The 21,257-nt window shown below is 67.6% G+C and carries 19 protein-coding genes; 10 read left to right on the top strand and 9 right to left on the bottom strand.

The window, feature by feature from the left end:
- Positions 1-34 precede the first annotated feature (34 nt).
- Together CFE50_RS19895 and CFE50_RS19890 are read right to left on the bottom strand one after the other, a co-directional pair.
- A complete protein-coding gene (locus tag CFE50_RS19895; RefSeq protein ID WP_286737001.1) occupies positions 35-3,145 on the bottom strand; it encodes a multidrug efflux RND transporter permease subunit in 3,111 nt (1,036 codons plus the stop codon).
- Positions 3,145-4,296 carry an efflux RND transporter periplasmic adaptor subunit gene (locus CFE50_RS19890; RefSeq protein ID WP_286736997.1) on the bottom strand — a complete coding sequence of 384 codons (1,152 nt, stop codon included), beginning with the start codon at positions 4,294-4,296 and terminating at the stop codon, positions 3,145-3,147. The genes CFE50_RS19895 and CFE50_RS19890 overlap by 1 nt, the downstream gene beginning before the upstream one ends.
- 150 nt (positions 4,297-4,446) lie before the next feature.
- Between CFE50_RS19890 and CFE50_RS19885 the strand changes: the two genes are divergently transcribed.
- The 3 genes from CFE50_RS19885 (at position 4,447) to glsB (ending at position 7,450) form a co-directional block, all read left to right on the top strand.
- Positions 4,447-5,142, top strand: coding sequence for a response regulator (locus CFE50_RS19885; protein ID WP_007162700.1), 696 nt, complete (start codon positions 4,447-4,449; stop codon positions 5,140-5,142).
- Positions 5,143-6,459 (top strand): ATP-binding protein, encoded by a 1,317-nt coding sequence (locus CFE50_RS19880; protein ID WP_286736995.1) that lies wholly within the window; start codon positions 5,143-5,145, stop codon positions 6,457-6,459.
- Positions 6,460-6,535: 76 nt separating this feature from the next.
- Positions 6,536-7,450: a glutaminase B gene (glsB, locus tag CFE50_RS19875; protein WP_502694720.1), complete on the top strand. Its 915-nt coding sequence runs from the start codon at positions 6,536-6,538 to the stop codon at positions 7,448-7,450.
- 184 nt (positions 7,451-7,634) lie between these two features.
- On the opposite strand, the gene CFE50_RS19870 is transcribed toward glsB, so the two are convergent.
- The 3 genes from CFE50_RS19870 to CFE50_RS19860 form a co-directional block, all read right to left on the bottom strand.
- Positions 7,635-8,519, bottom strand: a complete 885-nt coding sequence (locus CFE50_RS19870) for a hypothetical protein (protein ID WP_286736989.1) — start codon at positions 8,517-8,519, stop codon at positions 7,635-7,637.
- 84 nt (positions 8,520-8,603) lie between these two features.
- Positions 8,604-10,043: a cardiolipin synthase gene (gene cls / locus CFE50_RS19865; RefSeq protein ID WP_241807587.1), complete on the bottom strand. Its 1,440-nt coding sequence runs from the start codon at positions 10,041-10,043 to the stop codon at positions 8,604-8,606.
- Between the two features lie 28 nt (positions 10,044-10,071).
- A complete protein-coding gene (locus CFE50_RS19860; RefSeq protein ID WP_241807586.1) occupies positions 10,072-11,202 on the bottom strand; it encodes a methyltransferase in 1,131 nt (376 codons plus the stop codon).
- Positions 11,203-11,463: 261 nt separating this feature from the next.
- Here CFE50_RS19860 and CFE50_RS19855 point away from each other — a divergent pair, with 261 nt between their 5' ends.
- Positions 11,464-12,240: a ferredoxin--NADP reductase gene (locus tag CFE50_RS19855; protein WP_027598461.1), complete on the top strand. Its 777-nt coding sequence runs from the start codon at positions 11,464-11,466 to the stop codon at positions 12,238-12,240.
- Positions 12,241-12,472: 232 nt separating this feature from the next.
- Positions 12,473-14,026 carry a TerC family protein gene (locus tag CFE50_RS19850; RefSeq protein WP_027598462.1) on the top strand — a complete coding sequence of 518 codons (1,554 nt, stop codon included), beginning with the start codon at positions 12,473-12,475 and terminating at the stop codon, positions 14,024-14,026.
- Positions 14,027-14,227: 201 nt separating this feature from the next.
- Here CFE50_RS19850 and mscL read toward each other — a convergent pair whose 3' ends face one another.
- On the bottom strand, positions 14,228-14,677 hold the full coding sequence (gene mscL / locus CFE50_RS19845) for a large-conductance mechanosensitive channel protein MscL (RefSeq protein ID WP_241807583.1): 450 nt from the start codon (positions 14,675-14,677) through the stop codon (positions 14,228-14,230).
- Between the two features lie 226 nt (positions 14,678-14,903).
- On the opposite strand from mscL, the gene CFE50_RS19840 reads away from it, so the two are divergent.
- The 5 genes from CFE50_RS19840 (at position 14,904) to CFE50_RS19820 (ending at position 18,143) form a co-directional block, all read left to right on the top strand.
- Positions 14,904-15,143 carry an HP1242/YdcH family protein gene (locus CFE50_RS19840; protein WP_007162691.1) on the top strand — a complete coding sequence of 80 codons (240 nt, stop codon included), beginning with the start codon at positions 14,904-14,906 and terminating at the stop codon, positions 15,141-15,143.
- 94 nt (positions 15,144-15,237) lie between these two features.
- Positions 15,238-15,447 carry a hypothetical protein gene (locus CFE50_RS19835; RefSeq protein WP_241807582.1) on the top strand — a complete coding sequence of 70 codons (210 nt, stop codon included), beginning with the start codon at positions 15,238-15,240 and terminating at the stop codon, positions 15,445-15,447.
- A gap of 150 nt (positions 15,448-15,597) precedes the next feature.
- Positions 15,598-15,867, top strand: a complete 270-nt coding sequence (locus CFE50_RS19830; protein WP_058792899.1) for a PA2433 domain-containing protein — start codon at positions 15,598-15,600, stop codon at positions 15,865-15,867.
- A gap of 117 nt (positions 15,868-15,984) precedes the next feature.
- Positions 15,985-17,346 (top strand): DNA repair protein RadA, encoded by a 1,362-nt coding sequence (gene radA / locus CFE50_RS19825; protein ID WP_286736979.1) that lies wholly within the window; start codon positions 15,985-15,987, stop codon positions 17,344-17,346.
- Between the two features lie 86 nt (positions 17,347-17,432).
- The gene (locus CFE50_RS19820) at positions 17,433-18,143 is read left to right on the top strand and encodes a copper resistance protein B (RefSeq protein WP_286736977.1); all 711 of its coding nucleotides are present in this window, start codon (positions 17,433-17,435) and stop codon (positions 18,141-18,143) included.
- A 476-nt stretch (positions 18,144-18,619) separates the two neighbouring features.
- Here the strand turns inward: CFE50_RS19820 and CFE50_RS19815 are convergent, their stop codons facing one another.
- The 3 genes from CFE50_RS19815 to CFE50_RS19805 form a co-directional block, all read right to left on the bottom strand.
- A complete protein-coding gene (locus CFE50_RS19815) occupies positions 18,620-18,985 on the bottom strand; it encodes a PilZ domain-containing protein (protein WP_058792897.1) in 366 nt (121 codons plus the stop codon).
- A gap of 147 nt (positions 18,986-19,132) precedes the next feature.
- Positions 19,133-19,771 carry a response regulator gene (locus tag CFE50_RS19810; protein ID WP_286736973.1) on the bottom strand — a complete coding sequence of 213 codons (639 nt, stop codon included), beginning with the start codon at positions 19,769-19,771 and terminating at the stop codon, positions 19,133-19,135.
- The gene (locus CFE50_RS19805; protein WP_286736971.1) at positions 19,768-21,141 is read right to left on the bottom strand and encodes a cache domain-containing protein; all 1,374 of its coding nucleotides are present in this window, start codon (positions 21,139-21,141) and stop codon (positions 19,768-19,770) included. The genes CFE50_RS19810 and CFE50_RS19805 overlap by 4 nt, the downstream gene beginning before the upstream one ends.
- Between the last annotated feature and the right edge of the window lie 116 nt (positions 21,142-21,257).

The following is a 21,257-nucleotide window of genomic DNA, read 5'->3' as shown; positions in this document are numbered from 1 at the left end:
GCGAAGGCTGGCCATCCGCGACAGCAGGCCGGATCTAGTCGGGACGCTGCTCCGAATTGCGCCGCAACCGCCCCACCAGCCTGAGCACCAGCACGAAGAACACCGGCACGAAGACCAGCGCCAGGGTGGCGCTGAGCATGCCGCCGATCACCCCGGTGCCCACCGCCTGCTGGCTCGCCGAGCTGGCCCCGGTGGCCAGGGCCAGGGGCACCACGCCGAGGATGAAGGCCAGCGAGGTCATGACGATGGGTCGCAGGCGCAGCCGTGCGGCGCGGCAGGTGGCCTGGTACAGGTCCATGCCTTCGTCGTGCAGGCGCTTGGCGAATTCGATGAGCAGGATGGCGTTCTTCGCCGTGAGGCCGATCACCGTGATCAGGCCGACCTTGAAGAAGACGTCGTTGGGCATCCCCCTCAGGGTCACCGCCAGCACCGCGCCGAGCACGCCCAGGGGCACCACCAGCAACACCGCGGTGGGAATCGACCAGCTCTCGTAGAGCGCCGCCAGGCAGAGGAACACCACCAGCAGCGACAGCCCCAGCAGCAGGGGCGCCTGGCCGGCGGAGAGGCGTTCCTGCAGCGACAGCGCCGTCCACTCCAGGGCGAAGCCGCGCGGCAACTCGCCGGCCAGGCGTTCCAGTTCGGCCATGGCCTCGCCGGTGGTGTGACCGGGCAGCGGTTCGCCGGCCAGGCTGATGGCCGGGTAGCCGTTGTAGCGCGACAGCTGCGCCGGGCCCTGGGTCCAGTCGGCGCTGACGAAGGCGGACAGCGGCACCATGCGCCCACGCTCGTTGCGTACTTCCAGGCGCAGCAGGTCGTCCACCTGGCTGCGGGTGCCCAGGTCGGCCTGCACGATCACCTGCTGCATCCGCCCGCGATTGGGGAAGTCGTTGACGTAGCTGGAGCCGAGAGCTGTGCCCAGGGTCTCGCCGAGGGCGCTGAAGCCTACCCCCAGCGCGGCGGCCTGGCGGCGATCCACCACCAGCTGCACCTGGGCGCTGTCGGCCAGGGCGGTCTCCCGCACGTAGGCGATGATCGGATTGCCCGCCAGCCTGGCCTGCAGTTCATCGCGTGCCGCCTTGAGCGCCGCCTGGCCGCGATTGGACCTGTCCTGCAGGCGCACCTCGAAGCCGCTGGAGGTGCCCAGGCCTTCCACCGGCGGCGGTAGCACGGCGAAGCCCTGGGCCTCGCTTTCGCCCGCCAGGGCGGCGTTGGCGCGCTCGGCGATGGCCGCGGCGGAGTCGGCCGGGCCACGGGCGGACCAGTCCTTGAGGGTGGTGAAGGCGAGGGCGGCGTTCTGGCCGCTGCCGGAAAAGCTGAAGCCGAGCAGCACGAGGTCGTTGGCCACCCCGGGTTCGGCGGCGTAGTGGCGCTCCAGCCGCTCGAGCACCTTGAGGGTGCGCTCCTGGGTGGCGCCCGGTGGCAGCTGGATGTCGGTGATCAGATAGCCCTGGTCCTCGGTGGGCAGAAAGGCGCCGGGCAGGCGGCCATAGAGCGCCACCAGGGCCGTCAGCAGGACGGCGAACAGCAGAAGATTGGGCAGCAGCCGGCGGATGGCGCGGGCCACCCAGCCCTCGAAGCCGCCGGTCAGGCGCTCGAAGCCCCGGTTGAAGGCGCCAAAGAAGCCGCCGCGGGCATGGGTGCCCTGGGCAATCGGCTGGAGCAGGGTGGCGCACAGCGCCGGGGTCAGGCTCAGGGCGAGAAAGGCGGAAAGCAGGATGGCCACCGCCATGGACGCCGAGAATTGGCGATAGATGACGCCCACCGACCCGCTCATGAAGGCCATGGGCACGAAGACCGCGGTCAGCACCAGGGTGATGCCGACGATGGCGCCGGCGATCTCGCCCATGGCCTTGCGCGTGGCGGCGCGCGGATCGAGTCCCTCGCTGGCCATCAATCGCTCGACGTTCTCCACCACCACGATGGCGTCGTCCACCAGGATGCCGATGGCCAGCACCATGCCGAACAGGGTCAGCACATTGATCGAATAGCCCAGCGCCAGGAGCACGGCGCAGGTGCCCAGCAGCGCCACCGGCACCACCAGGGTCGGGATCAGGGTGTAGCGCAGATTCTGCAGGAACAGGTACATCACCGCGAACACCAGCGCCATGGCCTCCAGCAGGGTGTGGAGGACCTGGGTGATGGAGATCTCGACGAAGGGCGCCGTGTCGTAGGGGATGTCGTATTTCATCCCCGGCGGAAAGTACCGGGACAACTCGGTCAGCTTGGCGCGCACCGCCCGGGCGGTGGCCAGGGCATTGGCGGTGGGCGCCAGCTGCACCCCGACCGCCACCGAGGGCTTGCCGTCCAGGCGGGTGCCGAAATTGTAGCTCTGGCTGCCCACCTCGACCCGGGCGACATCGCCCAGGGTCACGCTGGAGCCATCGACCCCGGCGCGCAGCAGGATGCCGGCGAATTCCGCCGGGTCGCTCAACTGGCCCTTGATCAGCACTGGCGCGGTCAGCTCCTGGCCCGCGGGCGCGGGCAACTCGCCGAGACTGCCGGCCGCCACCTGAACGTTCTGCTCGGCAATGGCGCGGGTCACATCGGCCGGGGTCAGGCCGACCGCCACCAGGCGACTGGGGTCGAGCCAGACGCGCAGGGCGTGTTCGGCGCCGAACAGCTGGGCCTTGCCCACCCCGTCCAGGCGGCGCAGTTCGTTGACCACGTTGCGCGCCAGATAGTCGCTCAGGGCTGTGGTGTCGAGGCGCGCGTCGGTGGCGGTAAGGGTGACGAACAGCAGGTAGCCAGCGGAGGTTTCCTCGATCTGGATGCCCTGCTGGGTGACCGCCCGCGGCAGGCGCGGCTCCACCACCTTGAGGCGATTCTGGATGTCCACCTTGGCCAGCTCCGGATCGGTGCCGGGCTGGAAGGTCACGGTCAGGGTGGCGCTGCCCTGGCTGCTGCTGGACGAGAAGTAGAGCAGGTGATTGACGCCATTGAGTTCCTGCTCGACCAGGCTGACCACGCTCTCGTCCAGGGTCTGCGGCGAGGCGCCCGGGTAACTCAGGGTCAACTCGATCTGCGGCGGCGCCACGTTGGGATACTGGGCCACCGGCAACTGCGGCAGGGCCAGCAGGCCGGCGAGCAGGATGAACAACGCCACCACCCAGGCGAACACCGGGCGGTCGATGAAGAAATTGGCCATCAGCGCGCCTCCGCCGGAGCGGCCTGGGGTTCCTGAGGTTCCACCAGCAGGCCCGGCTGCGCCTGTTGCAGGCCCGAAAGCAGGACCCGCTCACCGGCGGCCAGGCCGGCCTCCACCACCCAGCGACCGTCCACCACCGGTCCCAGGCGCACCTCGCGCAGGGCGAGCCGGTCTTCGGCGTCCACCACCCAGACCTGGGCCTGGCCGCCGGCGCTGCGCTGCACCGCCCGTTGCGCCACGCTCAGACCCTGGTCGAGCCGTGCCTGCTCCAGGCGCACCCGCACGAAGCTGCCCGGCAGCAGCTCGCGCCGTGGATTGGGAAACTGGCTGCGCAGGGTGATCTGGCCGGTGCTGGCGTCCACCGCCAGATCGGCGAATAGCAGGCGGCCGCTCTCCGGGTAGGGGCTGCCGTCTTCCTGCAGCAGGGTGACCCGCGCCTGGTCCGGCGCCACCTGCTGCAGCCGGCCGTCGCTGAGGGCATCGCGCAGCGCCTTGAGCTGGCGGGTCGACTGGGTGACGTCGGCATGGATGGGGTCCAGCTGCTGGATGATCGCCAACGGCGTGGCATCGCCCTGGCCGACCAGGGCGCCTTCGCTGACCAGAGCCTTGCCGATGCGCCCGGCGATGGGCGCGGTGACCGTGGCATAGCCCAGATTCAGCCGCGCCCGCTTGAGCGCCGCCTGGGCGGCCGCCACCTCGGCCTGCGCCTGCAGACTGGCACCCTGGGCATCGTCCTGCGCCTGACGACTGATCGCCTCGCTCTCCACCAGTGCCGCATAGCGCTCCGCCAGGCGGCGGGCCTGGAAGGCGCTGGCCTCGGCCTTGCGCAGGGCGGCCGCGGCGCTGTCCACCTCGGCCTGCAGCGGCGCCGGATCGATACGGAACAGCACCGCGCCGGCCTTGACCTCGCTACCCTCGTGAAACACCCGCTGCAGCACGATGCCGGCGACCCGCGCCCGTACCTCGGCGGTCCGCGGCGCCACCAGGCGGCCACTGAGTTCGCTGGCGATGGCCAGGGGCGAGGGGTGCAGCGTCTCCACCTGCACCCTGGGCGCGGGCGGGGTGGCGGCTTCCAGGGCCGGACGGTCGCAGGCGGCGAGCAGCAGGCAGAGCAGCGCGAGGCTGCCGAGGGCAGGGCGGGGCAGGGACATCGGGGCTTCCTCCAGGAGAGCGCCATGGTAGGCGTCCCGCTCGGGCCTCCCTGTAAACGTCTGTAGGTCTCTTGTGAAAGAGTGTTAAGCCCCGCGCCCGCCTGCCCGGGGCTCGGCTATGCTCGGCACTTTCCGCCATGAAGGCCTGCCGTGATCCCCTTGCTCATCGTCGAAGACGACACCGCCCTGGCCGAGCTCATCGCCACCTACCTGGGCCGTCAGGGCTATGCCGTGACGGTGATCGGTCGCGGCGACGAAGCCCTGGCCGCGGTGCAGCGCCTGCGCCCGCACCTGGTGGTGCTCGACGTCATGCTGCCGGGGCTGGACGGCCTGCAGGTCTGCCGTCAGCTGCGCGCCGCCCAGCCAGGCCTGCCGATCCTGATGCTCACCGCCCTGGACGACAGCCACGACCAGGTGCTGGGCCTGGAGATCGGCGCCGACGACTACGTCAGCAAGCCCTGCGAACCGCGGGTGCTGCTGGCACGTATCCGCACCCTGCTGCGCCGCTGCCAGCTGGGTGAGGCGCCCGCCGATGACCGCCTGACGATCGGCCAGCTGCGGCTGCTGCCGGGTGAACGCCAGGTCTGGTGGCGCGACCAGCTGGTGGAGCTGTCGTCCACCGAATTCAACCTGCTGGCGATCCTCATGCGCCATGCCGGCGAGGTGCTCAGCCGCGACCAGTTGATCCAGCAACTGCGCGGCATCGAATTCAACGGCGTCGACCGCTCGGTGGACGTGGCCATCTCCAAGCTGCGCCGGCGCTTCGAAGAGCACCCCGGCGACGCCCGGCGGATCAAGACCGTCTGGGGCAAGGGCTATCTCCTTTCCCGGGCCGAGTGGGAATAGATGCTCAAGATCCTCGTCCGCCTCTACCTCATCCTGCTAGTGACCTATGGCGCCGCCAGCTACCTGGTGCCCGAGGCGCTGCTGCAGGTGTTCTACGAGCGCTACAGTCGCTACACCCTCGAACAACTGCACGGCCCGCTCAGCCTGGTGCAGCGCACCTTCAACCAGGCGCCGCCGGCGCGCTGGCCAGCCCTGCAGGATGAGTTGGCCGCGGAGCTGGCGCCCATCAGCCTGCGTCTGGTCCCGCTTGAGGATCCAGCCCTCACTCCGGAGGAGCGCGCCGATCTGGCCGCCGGCCAGCGGCGGGTACGCCTGGGCGACTATGGCGAACCCAGCGCGGCCCTGGTGCCGCTGCCGACGGATCAGGTGCTCTGGGTCGGCATCCCCGAGGCGCCCACCGACATCGCCCTGACCTACTGGGCCATGAACGCCCTGATCGGCGCGGCCCTGTTGGTCTGTCTCTATGTCTGGCTGCGACCGCACTGGCGCGACCTGGAGCGGCTGCGGCGTACCGCGGCGCGCCTGGGCAAGGGTCATCTGGGCGAGCGCACGGCCATCTCGCCGCGCTCGGACATCGGCGAGGTGGCGCGGGCCTTCGATGACATGGCCCAGGAGTTGGAGGCGCTGATCGTCCAGCAGCGCGACCTGCTCAACGCCGTCTCCCACGAATTGCGCACGCCGCTGTCACGCCTGGAATTCGGCCTGGCGCTGTTGCAGGCCGATCCGCTGCCCGCCGAGACCCACCGCCAGCTGGAACAACTGGTGCGCCACGTCCGCGAACTGGATGCCCTGGTCGACGAATTGCTGTCCTTCGCCCGCCTGCAGAGCAGCCAGCAGCCGCCCGAACGCCTGAGCCTGGAACTCGAAGCCTTTCTCGACAGCGTGCTGGCCGACTTCGCCGAAGAGCAGGAGCGGCGCGGCGTCGTGGTGCACCTGGATCTGACGCAGGCGCCCAGGCGGGTCGAACTGGCGCCACGCCTCACCGCGCGCGCCCTGCAGAATCTCGTCGGCAATGCCCTGCGTTATTGCCAGCGTGAGGTCTGGGTAGCGGTCCGAGGCGACGGCGAAGCCTTGCTGATCGCCGTCGAGGATGACGGCGAGGGCATTCCCGCGGCGGAGCGCGAGCGGGTCTTCGAACCCTTCTATCGCCTGGATCGCAGTCGCGACCGCGCCACCGGCGGTTTCGGCCTTGGCCTGGCCATCAGCCGGCGCGCGGTGGAAAACCAGGGCGGCCGGCTGGACCTGAGCGCCGGTGCCCAGGGCGGCGCTCGATTCGAGATCCGCCTGCCATTGCCGCCGCGCCCGGGGCTCGCCTGAGACCGGAACGGCCCCTACACTTGGCGCCCCCGCCCGTTTCGGAATCGTCATGGCAGAGCCCTTCGACCGCCACCAGCTGCAACCCCTGCTTGACCGTATCGCCGCCGCCGCGCCGCGCCATTTCGGCGAAGGCGAGGTGGCCGACTACATCCCGGCCCTGGCCGAGGTGGCGCCTGATCAGTTCGGCATCGCCGTCTGCGACGTCAACGGCCAGGTCTGGCGCGCCGGGGCGGCCGACACGGCCTTTTCCATCCAGTCCATCTCCAAGGTGCTCAACCTGGTGATCGCCATGCAGCGCCTGGACGAGGCGGACATCTGGACCCGCGTCGGCCGCGAGCCTTCCGGCCATGCCTTCAACTCCATGGCCCAGCTGGAGGAAGAGAAGGGCGTGCCGCGCAACCCCTTCATCAACGCCGGCGCCGTGCAGGTCTGCGAATTGCTGGTGTCACGCATCATGTCGATCCACTGGATGATGCGCGAACAGGCGCGGCGCCTGGCCGGCAATCCGGCGCTCAACTTCGACGACCGCGTGGCCCGCTCGGAGATGGACCACAAGGCGCGCAACGCCGCCCTGGCCTATCTGATGAAGGCCTATGGCAATCTGCACAGCGAGGTCGATGACGTCCTCGACGTCTATTTCCATGGCTGCGCCCTGGCCATGAGCTGCGTCGACGTGGCTCGCGCCTTCGCCTTCCTCGCCAACGGCGGCATCAATCCCCAGGACGGCCAGGTCGTGGTGACGCCCCAGCAGACCCGCCAGCTCAATGCGCTGCTGCTGACCTGTGGTCTCTACGATGCGGCGGGCGACTTCGCCTGGCGCGTCGGCCTGCCGGGCAAGAGCGGGGTAGGGGGCGGCATCGTCGCCATCGTCCCGGGGCAGATGAGCATCTGCGTCTGGTCGCCCCGGCTGGACAGCTACGGCAACTCGGTGGCCGGCCTGCGCGCCCTGGAGACCCTGGTGGAAGGGCTGGGCGTGGCGCCGCTGGGCTAAGAAGCTATTCACGATCTGCTGCGCGTCGGCCAAACGGCGTTGAAAAACCCTGGAAGGCCAGCCCCGCCGGAATGCTCATTTACGCCGAGTAAACTCGAGCGCGAGCCCGGTCCGCTTCCTCAGGTCTTTTCGCGGGGCCGCCTAGGCCTTGTTTGGCTCTAGCTCGCGAGATCGTGAACAGCTTCTAATAGGCCATGGACAGGCTGAGGGTTACCTGGGGCACCACGCCGTCGGTCTCGCCCTCCGGACCGCTCAAGTCGCGCAGGGCGCCGTCGCGATAGAGCGCCAGGGCTTCGGCGCGAGCGCTCCAGCGCGTCTCGCCCCAGCGAAAGGGCTGCTCCAGCGCCAGCCCGGTGCGGGCATAGAGCCGATCACCGGAGTCCGGTCCATAGAAGCCGTTCCAGCCCACCCCCAGGGCACTGGGGAAACTCAGGCGCAAGCCACTGGCCGAGAGGTCCAGTCCGGGTTCCAGGCTGCCCTGGGTGTAGAGACCGCTATCGCCCTGGGTGCGGGTGGTCACCGCCAGACCCGGGCGCCAGGCGCCCAGGCCCGACTCGGCCTGGTAGGCCAGGGTCAGGCTGGCCTCTTGCGTGGTGGCGGCGACGTCGTTGGGGCTACTCTTGACCGTGTAGACGAAGCCGACCCTCAGGCCCTCGGCCGGCGACACCACCAGGCCCAACAGGTTGTTGCTCTCGTACCAGCGCCGCGGGCTGACCTGTTCATCACTGGAGGGGCTGTGCAGGCCGTTGCTGCTGCTGAACACCAGCCAGGCATCGGCACTGCCGTCGCTTCCCTGGTGCAGATCCAGGGCGAAGCCCGCCTGCAGGTGCAGCGGGATGCGGTCGAGGCTGGCCGCGTCGTCATCGTAGTTGCCGCGGGAAAAGTCGCCGTTGCGCACGTCCATGCCCAATTGCGGATGGAAGCGCCCGGAGTTTTCGCTGACCTCCACGCTGCCCAGGGCGGCGTCTTCGCTTTCGATGGAGGGCACGCTACGCGGCGCGGCGGTGGCCGTCAGGGCCAGACCGCCTGCCAGCAGGCAGATGCAACGCAGGGGCGATGGGGATGGCATGGCGGGCGACTCCAGGGCGCGGGGCGCTCCGGGCACGGCGCCATTGCGTATCCGACCGGGCCGTCGCAGAGCGGGTTCCCGGCCCTAGAGCACCGGCGAAAACACCCGCGCCACCCGCATGGCCACCCGCCGCCAGCGGCGCAGGGCGGCGTTGTCCTCGGGGGTGAGTTCGCGGGAGCGACTGAAGTCCTGCTCCAGCATCTTGCGCACCTCCCAGGCGAAGGGGACGTCCATCACCATCACCATGACCTCGAAGTTGAGGCGGAAGGAGCGGTTGTCCAGGTTGGCGCTGCCCACCGCGGCCACGTCCTCGTCGATCAGCACCACCTTCTGGTGCAGGAAGCCCGGGCCGTAGCGGAACACCCGTACCCCGGCATGCACCGCTTCGAAGGCATAGAGATAGGAGGCGGCATAGACCACCTTGTGGTCCGGTCGCGAGGGCAGCAGGATGCGCACGTCGACCCCGCGCAGGGCGGCCAGGCGCAGAGCCGCCGAAACGGCTTCGTCGGGAATGAAGTAGGGCGTGGTGATCCAGACGCGGTGGCGCGCCGAGTGGATGGCCTCGACAAAGAACAGCGAGCAGGTCTCCTGATCGTCCGCCGGCCCGCTGGGCACCACCTGGCAGAGCACGCCGCCCTCTTCGTAGCGCTCCGGCAGCAGCAGGGTGGGCAGCTTTCTGGTCACCCAGTACCAGTCCTGGGCAAAGGTTTCCTGCAGGGTGGCCAGGGCCGGACCGCGCAATTCCAGGTGGGTGTCGCGCCAGGGCGCCAGGGGCGGCTTGAGGCCCATGTATTCGTCGCCGACGTTGAGCCCGCCGGTAAAGCCCACCTCGCCATCGACGATGACGATCTTGCGGTGGTTGCGGAAGTTGACCTGGAACCTGTTGATCAGCCCGCGCCTGTTGCTGAAGCCCTTCACCTCGCAACCGGCCTCGCGCAGCTTTTCCACATAGGCGCGCGGCAGGGCATGGCTGCCGATGGCATCGTACAGCAGAAAGACCTGGACCCCGGCGCGGGCGCGGTCCAGCAGGGTGTTCTGCAGGGCCAGGCCGAGGGCGTCGTCGTGGATGATGAAGAATTGCACCAGCACCACCTTCTGCGCCCCGCGGATGGCCGCGAGGATGGCGGCGAAGGTCTCCTCGCCGTTGATCAGCAGCCGCACCTGGTTGTTGGCCACGCAGGGGGTGCCGGTGAGGGCGGTCATGGCCTTGAGCTTGCGATTGGCCGCGCTGCACTGCTGGGCGGCCATGGCCTCGGCGATCCAGGGCCGCCAGTCCAGTTCGGCGGCCTGGCGCGCCATCTCCTCGTCGGCCTGGCGCCGCGCCTTCACGTAGCTGTCGAAGCGCCGCCGGCCGAATACCAGATAGGGAATCAGGCTGAGGAGGGGCATGAACACCAGCGCCATGGCCCAGGCCATGGCGCCCTGGGCGGTACGCACCGTGATGATGGCGTGGATCGCCGCGCTGATGCCGATCAGTTCGAGGACCAGGGCGATGTAGTGGAGATCGAGGGGCAGGGAAGGCACGCGGGCAGCTCTCGCTCCTGGGTGGATGTCAGAGGGGTTGGACCGCCCTGAGCACCACGAATTTCGGTGTGGCCGCGATCTGCTCGACGCGCCTGAACAGCCGCTTGAGCTTGACGTGATAACCCAGGTGGCGATTACCCACCAGCCAGAGTTCGCCCTGCGCGGTCAGTGCCGCCTGCGCCTGCTGGAACATGCGCCAGGCGAGGAAGTCGCCCACTACCTGCTGCTGGTGAAAGGGCGGGTTGCACAGGATCAGCTCCAGCGACCGCGGCGGCTGGTCGGCCAGGCCGTCGGCCGCGCGGATCGCTACCGGTCGCTCGCCGAAGGCCGCGCTCCAGTTCTCCCGCGCTGACTGCACCGCCATATAGGACTCGTCCACCAGGGTGAATTGCGCCTCCGGATTGGCCAGGGCGCAGGCCAGCGCCAGCACGCCGTTGCCGCAGCCGAGATCGGCCACCCGTGCGCTCCCCAGTCCCCGGGGCAGGTGCGGCAGGAAGGCACGGGTGCCGATGTCCAGGCCCTCGCGGCAGAAGACGTTGGCATGGTTGATCAGGGTCAGCGGCGGTGCATCCAGGCGATAGCGACTCGGGTAGGGCGAGGTCACCGCCGGCCGTGCCTCGGGCGTGGCGAACAGCAGCCGCGCCTTCTTTACCGCCAGCGAAGCCTGCACCGGTCCGATATGCCGCTCCAGCAGGTCGCCGGCGGCGCGGGGCAGGTGCTTGAGCATGCCGGCGGCGATCACCCGGGCGCCCGGCGCCAACTGGCCGTGCAGGCGGATCAGCTGCTCTTCCAGCAACGCCAGGGTCTTGGGCACCCGCACCAGCACCAGATCGAAGGGACCGCTGGTCGCCTCGCTGGCCGGGACGAAGGTCACCGCCTCGGCGGCGAGGCCGTTGCGCGCCAGGTTGGCCGCCAGCGCCAGGGCCGCCAGGTGCGAGTCGCCACTGGAGGTCACCCGGGCATGAGTGGCGAGACTGGCGGCCAGGGCGCCAAAGCCGTCGTTGAGCACCAGCACCCGGGCGGATGGCGCCAGGCCATCCTCGGCGACCTGCTGCAGCAGGTATTCGTCGGCAGCGTCGAAGGCCTGCAGGGGATCGTCGCGGCGCGGGGGCTGACGGTCGAGTTCGAGGGTGGCGAAGGGCGAGACGAGAGAAGGCATGGTTTCTGTCGGTGTTTATCGGCGGCTCAGTGCGGGACAATGGCGCAAAGAACCTGCTTACGATCTGCTGCGCGTCGGCCAAACGGCGTTGAAAATAGCCTGGGTCGCCAGCCCGGTCGGAATGCTCATTTACCACTCGTAAACGCGAGCGCGAGACCGGTCCGCTTCCTCAGCCATTTTCGCGGGGCCGCCTAGGCCTTGTTTGGCTCTAGCTCGCGAGATCGTAAACAGGCTCTAAGCAATCGGGAAAAAGAGGCCAGTATGACCGCCACCGAAGACAAGTTCACCCGCGAGACGATCACCGCCGTCTGGCCCTGGAGCGACAACCTCTTCAGCCTGAGGACCACCCGCGATCCGCGCTATCGCTTTCGCGCCGGCCAGTTCGCCCGGCTGGGCGTGCGCAAGGCCGATGGCGACATCGTCTGGCGGGCCTACTCCATGGTCTCGGCGCCCCACGACGACTTCCTCGAATTCTTTTCCATCGTGGTGCCGGGTGGCGCCTTCACCAGCGAACTGAGCCGCCTACGCGAGGGCGACGAACTGCTGGTGGAAAAGCAGCCCTATGGCTATCTCACCCTGGAGCGCTTCGGCGGCGGTCGCGATCTCTGGCTGCTGGCCACCGGCACCGGCCTCGCGCCCTTCCTGTCGATGCTGCAGGAGCCCGATACCTGGGAGCGCTTCGAGCGCATCGTGCTGGTCTACAGCGTGCGCGAAGCCCGCGATCTGGCCTATCAGGAGGTCATCCGCGGTTACGGCGAGGTGGAGCACCTCGAAGGTCTCACCGACCGCCTGGTCTATGTTCCCGTGGTTACCCGCGAGGATCACCCCGGCGCCCTGCGTGGCCGCATCACCACCCTGATCGAGAACGGCGAGCTGGAACGTGCCGCCGGCGTCGAACTCTCGCCCGAGCACTCGCGCATCCTCATCTGCGGCAATCCGGAGATGGTCGACGACACCCGCCAGCTGCTCAAGACCCGCGATCTACAGCTGGCCCTGAGTCGCCGACCCGGGCAGGTGGCGGTGGAAAACTACTGGTAACAGGGGCCACCACCGGCGTCTTTACGTTTTCTTCACAATTGGAAAAGGTTGGGCCTTTAGCTTTGGCCCCACCTTGCTCTAGGATCGGAATTTCCAAGGCTACTTTCCGAGTCCCGATGAGCAGTGACAGATCCGAGCCGCCCCCGGCCCCCAGGCCAGGTGCGGCTGACACCCCCTACCGTCTTTCTTCCTCCGCGGCCGTTCGGCCCTCTATCGCGGAGGCATCCCGCTAATGGAATGGATCGCCGATCCCACCGCCTGGTTGGGACTCCTCACCCTGATCGTCCTGGAAATCGTCCTGGGCATCGACAACCTGGTGTTCATCGCCATCCTCGCCGACAAGCTGCCGCCCGCGCAGCGTGACAAGGCACGGGTGATCGGCCTGTCGCTGGCGCTGATCATGCGTCTGGGCCTCTTGGCCAGCATCTCCTGGATGGTGACCCTCACCGAGCCGCTGTTCGAGGTCTTCGGCAAGGCCTTCTCCGGCCGTGACCTCATCATGCTGTTCGGCGGTATCTTCCTGCTGTTCAAGGCCACCACCGAGTTGCACGAACGCATCGAGGGCCACACCCACAAGACCGGTGGCAATCGCGCCTACGCGGCCTTCTGGCCGGTGGTCGCGCAGATCGTGGTGCTTGACGCCGTGTTCTCGCTGGACGCCGTCATCACCGCCGTGGGCATGGTCGAGCACCTGAGCGTGATGATGATCGCCGTGATCATCTCCATCGGTCTGATGCTGGTGGCGAGCAAGCCGTTGACCGCCTTCGTCAACGCCCACCCCACGGTGATCATGCTGTGCCTGGGCTTCCTGATGATGATCGGTCTGAGCCTGACCGCCGAAGGCCTGGGCTTCCACATTCCCAAGGGCTACCTCTATGCCGCCATCGGCTTCTCGATCCTCATCGAGCTGGCCAACCAGGTGGTGCGCTGGAAGCGCAAGCGCCAGTTGCACGAGCGGCTCGGCATGCGCGAGCGGACCTCCCAGGCCGTGCTGCGGCTGCTGGGCGGTCGCCTGCGCGAAGACGAGGTGGACGAGGACATCGCCGAGCTGATGGAAGGCGAGAAGGGCGAAGGCCCGGTCTTCGATCGCCGCGAGCGCCTGATGATCAGCGGCGTGCTGCAACTGGGCGAGCGCCCGGTGCGCACGGTGATGACCGCCCGCGCCGACGTCGACATCCTCGATGCCGACGCCGCCCCGGAACGGCTGCGCGAGCAATTGCTGGCCTCGGCCCACTCGCGCCTGCCGCTGGTGGTCAACGGCAACATCGACGAACCCCTGGGCTATGTGCACAAGAAGGAGCTGTTCGCCGACATCCTGCAAGGCCAGTCGCCGGATCTGCGTGCCCGGGTGCGCACCCCCATCCACCTGCCGGCCCAGGCCACGGTACTGGGCGCTCTGGAACAGCTGCGCGCCGCCTCGACCCACGTGGCCTTCGTGGTCAATGAATTCGGTGGTTTCGAAGGCCTGTTGACCCTGACCGACATCCTCGAGGCCATCGCCGGCGAATTGCCGGATGCCAGCGAGGAGAGCCTGCCGGAACTGGAAAAGGTGGAGAACGGCTATCGCGCCAGCGGCGGCCTGAACCTGCATCCCCTGGCCCAGCGCACCGGTTTCCAGATCGCCGAAAACGAGGACTACCAGACCCTCGGCGGCCTGGTGGTGGACCTGCTGGGACGCCTGCCGGTGGCCGGTGATCGCCTGGAATACCAGGGCTGGCAGCTGACCGTGGAATCGGTCAAGGATCGGCGGATCGGCTGGATCCGCCTGGAGCGACCCGCCTCCTAGCGAGGCGGGCGTTCTGTAAGCCTGTTCAAAGGCTGCGAGCTAGAGTCAAACAAGGCCTAGGCGGCCCCGCGAAAATGGCTGAGGAAGCGGACCGGTCTCGCGCTCGTGTTTACGAATGGTAAATGAGCATTCCGACCGGGCTGGCGACCCAGGCCATTTTCAACGCAGGTTGGGGCCGACGCGCAGCCGCCTTTGAAAGGCTTACAGCGGGTTGACCGGCGGTTCCTGCTTCACCACAGGGGCCGCGGTCGCCTGGCTGTTCTGTTCCTTCAGCAGGTCGCGGATCTCGGTCAGCAGTACCTGGTCCTTGGTCGGACCGGCCGGGGCGGCATCCTGGTGCAGGCGCAGGCGGTTGAGCACCTTGATCGCCATGAAGATGGCGAAGGCGATGATCACGAAGTCGAAGATGGTCTGCAGGAATTTGCCGTAGGACATGACCACGGCCGGCTGGTCACCCACGGCGGCCCGCAGGGTGATCGCCAGTTGCGAGAAATCCACGCCCCCCAGCAACAGACCCAGCGGCGGCGTGATGATGTCGGCCACGAAGGACGACACGATCTTGCCGAAAGCCGCGCCCAGGATGATGCCGACCGCCAGGTCGACCACGTTGCCTCTCATGGCGAATTTCTTGAACTCGGCAATGATGCTCATGCTGCACTCCTTTGGATGGTTTCGAAGAGACGATAGACGATTGTGCCCGCTTCGCTCGGATTTGGAACCTTGCTAAGGGTCTCCAGGTTCCCCGGAGGCGGCAAATCGGCGCGCGATCGGCAACTGGTCGCGGCTGTCGCACTTTGTCGAAGAGGCCGGGTCCACCCTTGTACGCCGAGGGCTGCAACCCTCGCGCATTCCACTTCTCGTCCCCAAGGAGCCCCTGATGGTTGCCAAACACGACCTGCACAAAGACTTTCCCGAGTACGCCGAGCAGCTGGACAGCCGTCCCCAGACCGATGCGGCCTTCGCCAAGCTGCTGGAAGACTACGCCAAGCTCGACCAACAGATCCTCGATCTGGAAGAAGTGGAAGAATCCAGTGGCGACGAAGAACTGGGTCGCCTGCGCCGCGAGCGTGTCCTGCTCAAGGACAAGATCGCTCAGCAGCTGAAATACCCGTCCTAGCCGTACCGGGCTCGACCGGCAGCGTCGAGCCCTACTTGGTGCGATTGGCAAGAGCCGCTGGCGTTGCCATCATGGCCTCCCAGGAGAGGAGCCGATGACCGACGAAGTGGCGATGTACCAGCAGTGGCACCTGTGGATCACCGAGGCGGCCGTGGAAGCCCAGCGCCGTCGCGTGCAGTTCGAATTTGCCGAATACAGCCGGTTGCTGGCCGACCTGCACCTGCTCGAACAGCAGCGCTGGCAACAGGCGTTGCCTGTCTGGTTGCGTGGCGAGGCGGAAATGGTCTCGACGCTCAAGCACTAGCGCCTGATCGGCGAAACTCTTCGGCAGAGCCTGATGACAGAGCGATGAACGACCAGCGGTGCCCGGCGGTCAATGGGTTACCCCAGGCTACTTTCGCGGGGTGAGCGAGGTTTATCCGGCCTACCTGGCCCTCTCAATGAGGATGTCCCTATGAAGCGTACCGCCCTGATCGCCCTGATGATGTTTGCCGCCGCCCCCGTATTCGCCAAGGATCTGTGCGCGGTCCAGCTGCAGAAGCTGGACGATGCCAGCAAGATGAAGACCAATATGATCGGCCCGGGCAGTTCCCAGGCCAAGCAGATCGCCGAATTCCGCAAGAACGCCATGGATGCCCAAAAAGCCGGTGATGAGAAGAAGTGCATCGCTCAGGCCAACCAGGCTCTGACCATGCTGCGTCAGCCGGGTGGCGAGGGCAACTAAGCCCCAGGCCCGCAGTTCGAGAAAAGGCGCGCTCCCTCGCGGAGTGCGCCTTTCACTGTCTATGCATCCAGTCGTGATATGCTGGGCGTCTTCCCTTCTCGACTGGAGAATTCCGCCATGGCCAAGGCCAAGCGTCTCTACGGCTGCACCGAATGCGGCGCCACCTTTCCCAAGTGGGCGGGCCAGTGCGGCGAGTGCGGCGCCTGGAACACCCTGGTGGAAACCGTCGTCGAGACCTCAGCCGTGCCCTCCGGTCGTGCCGGCTGGGCCGGACAGCAGGCGACCATCAAGACCTTGGCCGAGGTCAGCGTCGAGGAAACGCCACGTTTCACCACCGACTCCACCGAGCTCGACCGGGTCCTGGGTGGTGGTCTGGTGGACGGCTCCGTGGTGCTGATCGGCGGCGATCCCGGCATCGGCAAGTCCACCATCCTGCTGCAGACCCTCTGCCACCTGGCCGCGCGCATGCCGGCGCTCTATGTCACCGGTGAGGAATCCCAGCAGCAGGTGGCCATGCGCGCCCGCCGCCTGGGCCTGCCGGAAGACAAGCTCAAGGTCATGACCGAGACCTGCATCGAGTCCATCGTCGCCACCGCCCGCCAGGAAAAGCCGCGGGTCATGGTGATCGACTCCATTCAGACCATCTTCACCGAGCAGCTGCAGTCCGCGCCCGGCGGCGTGGCCCAGGTACGCGAGAGCGCGGCCTTGCTGGTGAGATTCGCCAAGCAGACCGGCACCGCCATCTTCCTGGTCGGCCACGTCACCAAGGAAGGCGCCCTGGCCGGACCGCGGGTGCTGGAGCACATGGTCGACACCGTGCTCTATTTCGAGGGCGAGTCCGACGGCCGCCTGCGCATGCTGCGAGCGGTGAAGAACCGCTTCGGCGCGGTCAACGAACTGGGCGTGTTCGGCATGACCGACAAGGGCCTCAAGGAGGTCTCCAACCCCTCGGCGATCTTTCTCAATCGCGCCCAGGAGGCGGTGGCCGGCAGCGTGGTGATGGCGACCTGGGAAGGCTCGCGGCCCATGCTGGTGGAGGTGCAGGCACTGGTGGACACCAGTCACCTGGCCAATCCGCGGCGGGTCACCGTGGGCCTGGACCAGAATCGCCTGGCCATGCTGCTGGCGGTGCTGCACCGCCATGGCAGCATTCCCACCTACGATCAGGACGTCTTCATCAACGTGGTCGGCGGGGTCAAGGTGCTGGAGACCGCGGTGGACCTGGCGCTGATGTCGGCGGTGATCTCCAGCCTGAGGGACCGCGCCCTGCCGCACGACCTGCTGGTGTTCGGCGAGATCGGCCTGTCCGGCGAGATCCGCCCGGTGCCCAGTGGTCAGGAACGGCTCAAGGAGGCGGCCAAGCACGGCTTCAAGCGGGCCATCGTGCCCAAGGGCAATGCTCCAAAGGACCCGCCACCCGGCTTGCAGGTGGTCGCGGTGACGCGTCTGGAGCAGGCGCTGGATGCCCTGTTCGAATAGCCCTGGGCGGCTTTTGTAATATTTTTTAAAACTCTCGGCGGGCCAGGGTGGTCTATCGGGCGCTTCCATGACCCTGGATACCCGCCATGCCTCGTCTGCTCCCGCTTTCCCTGTTCCTTGCCGGCCTTGCCACCAGTGCCCTGGTTCAGGCCGCCGATCCCAGCAGCTCCGCCCCGGCCAGCCTGGAGGTGGATCAGCTGGAGTGGCAGCACGCCGACGAAGGCAGCGTCTTCAACTGGGATCTGGAAGGCTGGGCTCTGGGCGGCGGCGCCAATCGCCTGGATTTCCGCAGCCAGGGCGAGCGCAGCAACGGCCACACCGAGCAGGCCGAGGTGCAGGCGCTCTGGGGGCACGTCCTGGCCAAGGGCTGGGGCAGCGTGGCCGGCATCCGCCAGGATTTCAAACCCGGCTCGCCGCAGACCTGGGCCGCCCTGGGCATCCAGGAACACGATCCCGAGGATCTCGACATCGAGATCACCGCCTTCTTCGGCGAAAACAGCCAGACCGCCCTACGCCTGGAAGCCGAATACGACTGGGCCCTGACTCAGCGGCTGATCCTCCAGCCCCATACCGAACTCAATTTCTACGGCCGCAACGACGAGTCCCGCGGCCAGGGCGCCGGTTTCGCCGAAAGCGAAGCCGGGCTGCGCCTGAGATACCAGGTGACCCCGGAGGTTGCGCCCTATGTCGGGGTGTCCTGGAACGCCACCCACGGCAACACCGCCGCCATGGCGCGGGAAGAGGGCGAAGACACCCACGATGCGCGGTTGGTGGTAGGTCTGCATCTGGAATTCTAGGCCCCGTTGGGCTTCGCTGCGCTCAACCCAACCTACAGGGCTACCGGTGCCGTAGGTTGGGTTGAGACGGCTCCACCGTCGAAGCCCAACAGCTAGGTCTGCACCTCGCGACGTTGGGCTTCGCTGCGCTTAACCCAACCTACAAGGCTACCGTTGCCCTAGGTTGGGTTGAGACGGCGTTATCGTCGAAGCCCAACAGCCAGGTCTGCACCTCGCGACGTTGGGCTTCGCTGCGCTCAACCCAACCTACAAGGCTACCGGTGCCGTAGGTTGGGTTGAGACGGCTCCACCGTCGAAGCCCAACAGCCAGGGCTGAATCTCGCAACGTTGGGCTTAGCTGCGCTCAACCCAACCTACAGGGCTACCAATGCCGTAGGTTGGGTTGAGACGGCTCCATCGTCGAAGCCCAACAACCCGGGCCGAACTCGCGCACCCCTGGGCTTCGCTACGCTCAACCCAACTCGCAAACACCTCGCTCAGGGCGTACCCAGCGCCGCTAGTTCGCGTTCCAGCAGGGTTTCGTCACCCAGGTTCAGTTCCACCAGGCGGCGCAGGTGGCTGATGGAATCCAGATCGATCTGGCGACAGGCGAAGGCCAGCTGCTCGGGGGTTTCCCGCACCAGCTCCACGTCCATGCTCACCTGGGCCTCATCGTTCAGCAGGATGCGCAGCTGATAGGCCGCGCTCGGCTGGGCCGACCACTCGGCAGGCCGCGCCAGCAGCACGCCCTTGAGGGAGATGTCGTCCACGGGCGCTGCCCACTGGCGCTCACCCTGGTGCAACTGCGCAGGGGCATCGAAGGTGAAGCGGGTAAAGCGGCGACGCTCGTTGGTGTCGTTCATGGAAAGGCTTCCTGAGGTTTCCTGATCACTGTAGACGACCGTGGCCGTCCCGTATCGACTGCGCCTGGAAGGGTAGCCGGCGGCGGCCAGTGGGGCCAGGACGAGAGGGCTCATTGGTCGCCAGGGGGCGAGCAGCGGCCCAATTCGTCAGACGTTGGACGTGCCTTCCGGGCGCCAGCCGTACGCGCGCGCATGGCGGACCAGATCGGCCGGCTTCTGGATGTCCAGCTTGCGGCGGATGCTCAGGCGGTGGGTCTCCACCGTGCGCACGCTGAGTCCCAGCTGCTGGGCCATGGTCTTGTTGTTGAGGCCCTGAGCCATCAGCAGCAGCACCTGGCGCTCCCGGGGGGTGAGGTCGCCGTCACTGGCACCCCCCTCGACCAGGCGGGCGGCGATGGCGCTGCTGTAGAAGCGTCCGCCGACCGCCAGGGCTTCCACCGCGGCGATGATCTCCTCGGACGGCGCGTCCTTGAGCACATAGCCGGCCGCGCCGACCCGCAGTGAGGTGCTTACGTATTCGCGATTGTCGTACATGCTCAGGATCAGCACCCGGGCGCGCGGGGCGCGTTCGGCGATCAGGGCGGTCAGCTCCAGGCCGTTGATGTCCTTGAGGCCGATGTCCACCAGCAGGATGTCCGGATCGAGCCGCGCCAGCAGGTCGAGGGCTTCCGCGCCACTGCCGGCCTCGCCGACCACGACGAAGCGCTCGATGGTGCCCAGCAGCGCCCGCACCCCGGCGCGGACCAGGGCATGGTCGTCGACCAGGAGGATACGGATGGGCGTCATGTCGGGCTTTCCTCGTCGGCCGGGAGGTCCGAGCGTAGCAGAACCACGTCCAGGGTCGTGCCGCCGGGTCCGGACTGGATGGCGCAGCGACCGCCGAACAGCTCCACCCGCTCGCGGATGTTGCGCAGGCCGATGCCACCGCTGAGGCGCTCCACCTGGCCGGTATCGAAGCCGCGTCCGTCGTCGTGCACGGTCAGGCAGATCCAGCGCCCGCGCCGCTGCAGGTCGATGACGACCTTGCGCGCCGCCGCGTGGCGCTCGATGTTGGTCAGGGCTTCCTGAACGATGCGGAACAGGGCGACGTCCATGTCGCCGCCGGCGGTGCTGTCGTCCAGGGTCTGCCGATAGTCCACGTCCAGGCCGCTGCGCTGGCGGAATTCCTCCACCAGCTGGCCGAGCGCCGCGGGCAGGCCGAGGGTATCCAGCAGCGAAGGGTGCAGGTCGTGGGAGATGCGGCGGATCTCGCCGATGGCGGCGGCCAGGCGCTGGGTGCCCTCACGCAGGGTCTCGCCGGCGCTGGACTTGCCCGCGCCGAGTTCGCGGCTGGCCAGTTCGAACTGGAACTTGATGGACACCAGCAACTGGCTGATGCCGTCGTGCAACTCGCGGGACAGTCGCGATCTTTCCTCTTCCTGGGAGGTGATGAGTCTCTGGGTCAGCTGCTTGAGCTTGCGATCGGCCAGGCGGTGCTCGCTGACGTTGAGCGTCAGGCCGCCGGCGAACACCAGCAGCACTGCCACCAGGGCCACCCCCGCGCTGGCCAGCAGGGTGGTGCGGATGCCGGCGGCCACGTCGTGGCGCACCTGGGCGAGGGCGGCGTCCACATCGTCCAGATAGAGGCCGGTGCCCAGTACCCAGCCCCAGCGCTGCAGCTGGGTCACGTAGGCGAGCTTTTCCGCCATCTGGCCGCTGGAGGGCTTCTGCCAGCCATAGCGCTGGAAGCCGTCGCCCTGGCTGGCACTGCGCAGCAGCGCCTGGATCACCAGCAGGCCGTTGCCGTCGGCGAGTTGCCAGAGATCCTGGCCGACCAGTTCGGGCTGGCGCGGATGCATGAGGTTGCGGCCATGCTGGTCGTAGACGAAGAAGTAGCCGTCGCTGCCGAAATTCAGGCTGGCCAGCAGCGCCAGTACCCTGGCCTTGGTTTCCTCGTCGTCGCGACCGCTGCCGTACAGCGGCTGGATGGCACTGACGCCCATCTCCACATAGTTGCGCAACTCGGTCTTCTTGCTGCCGAGGATGCTGTGTTCGAGCAGCCGTGCCTGCTGCTCGCCCAGGCGCTGGCTCTGTTCCAGGACCACCAGGCAGACCGCGGCCACCGCCAGCAGCAGCGGCAGGAGTCCGAGGGCGACCATCTTGTATTTGAGCTGCATCGGCACCTGTCCGGGCGGGCGGCTACGTAGAACTACGTAGCGGGCCTTGGGTAGTTCTGCGAATTTCGCTGTCGCGTCCAGCCGCCGATAGTAATATGGCTCCGCTGTGGGCTCTC

The sequence above is a fragment of the Pseudomonas sp. PGPPP4 genome, assembly GCF_002256045.1.
Classification (GTDB): domain Bacteria; phylum Pseudomonadota; class Gammaproteobacteria; order Pseudomonadales; family Pseudomonadaceae; genus Chryseomonas; species Chryseomonas oryzihabitans.
This window is presented reverse-complemented; position numbering and strand designations above follow the sequence as displayed.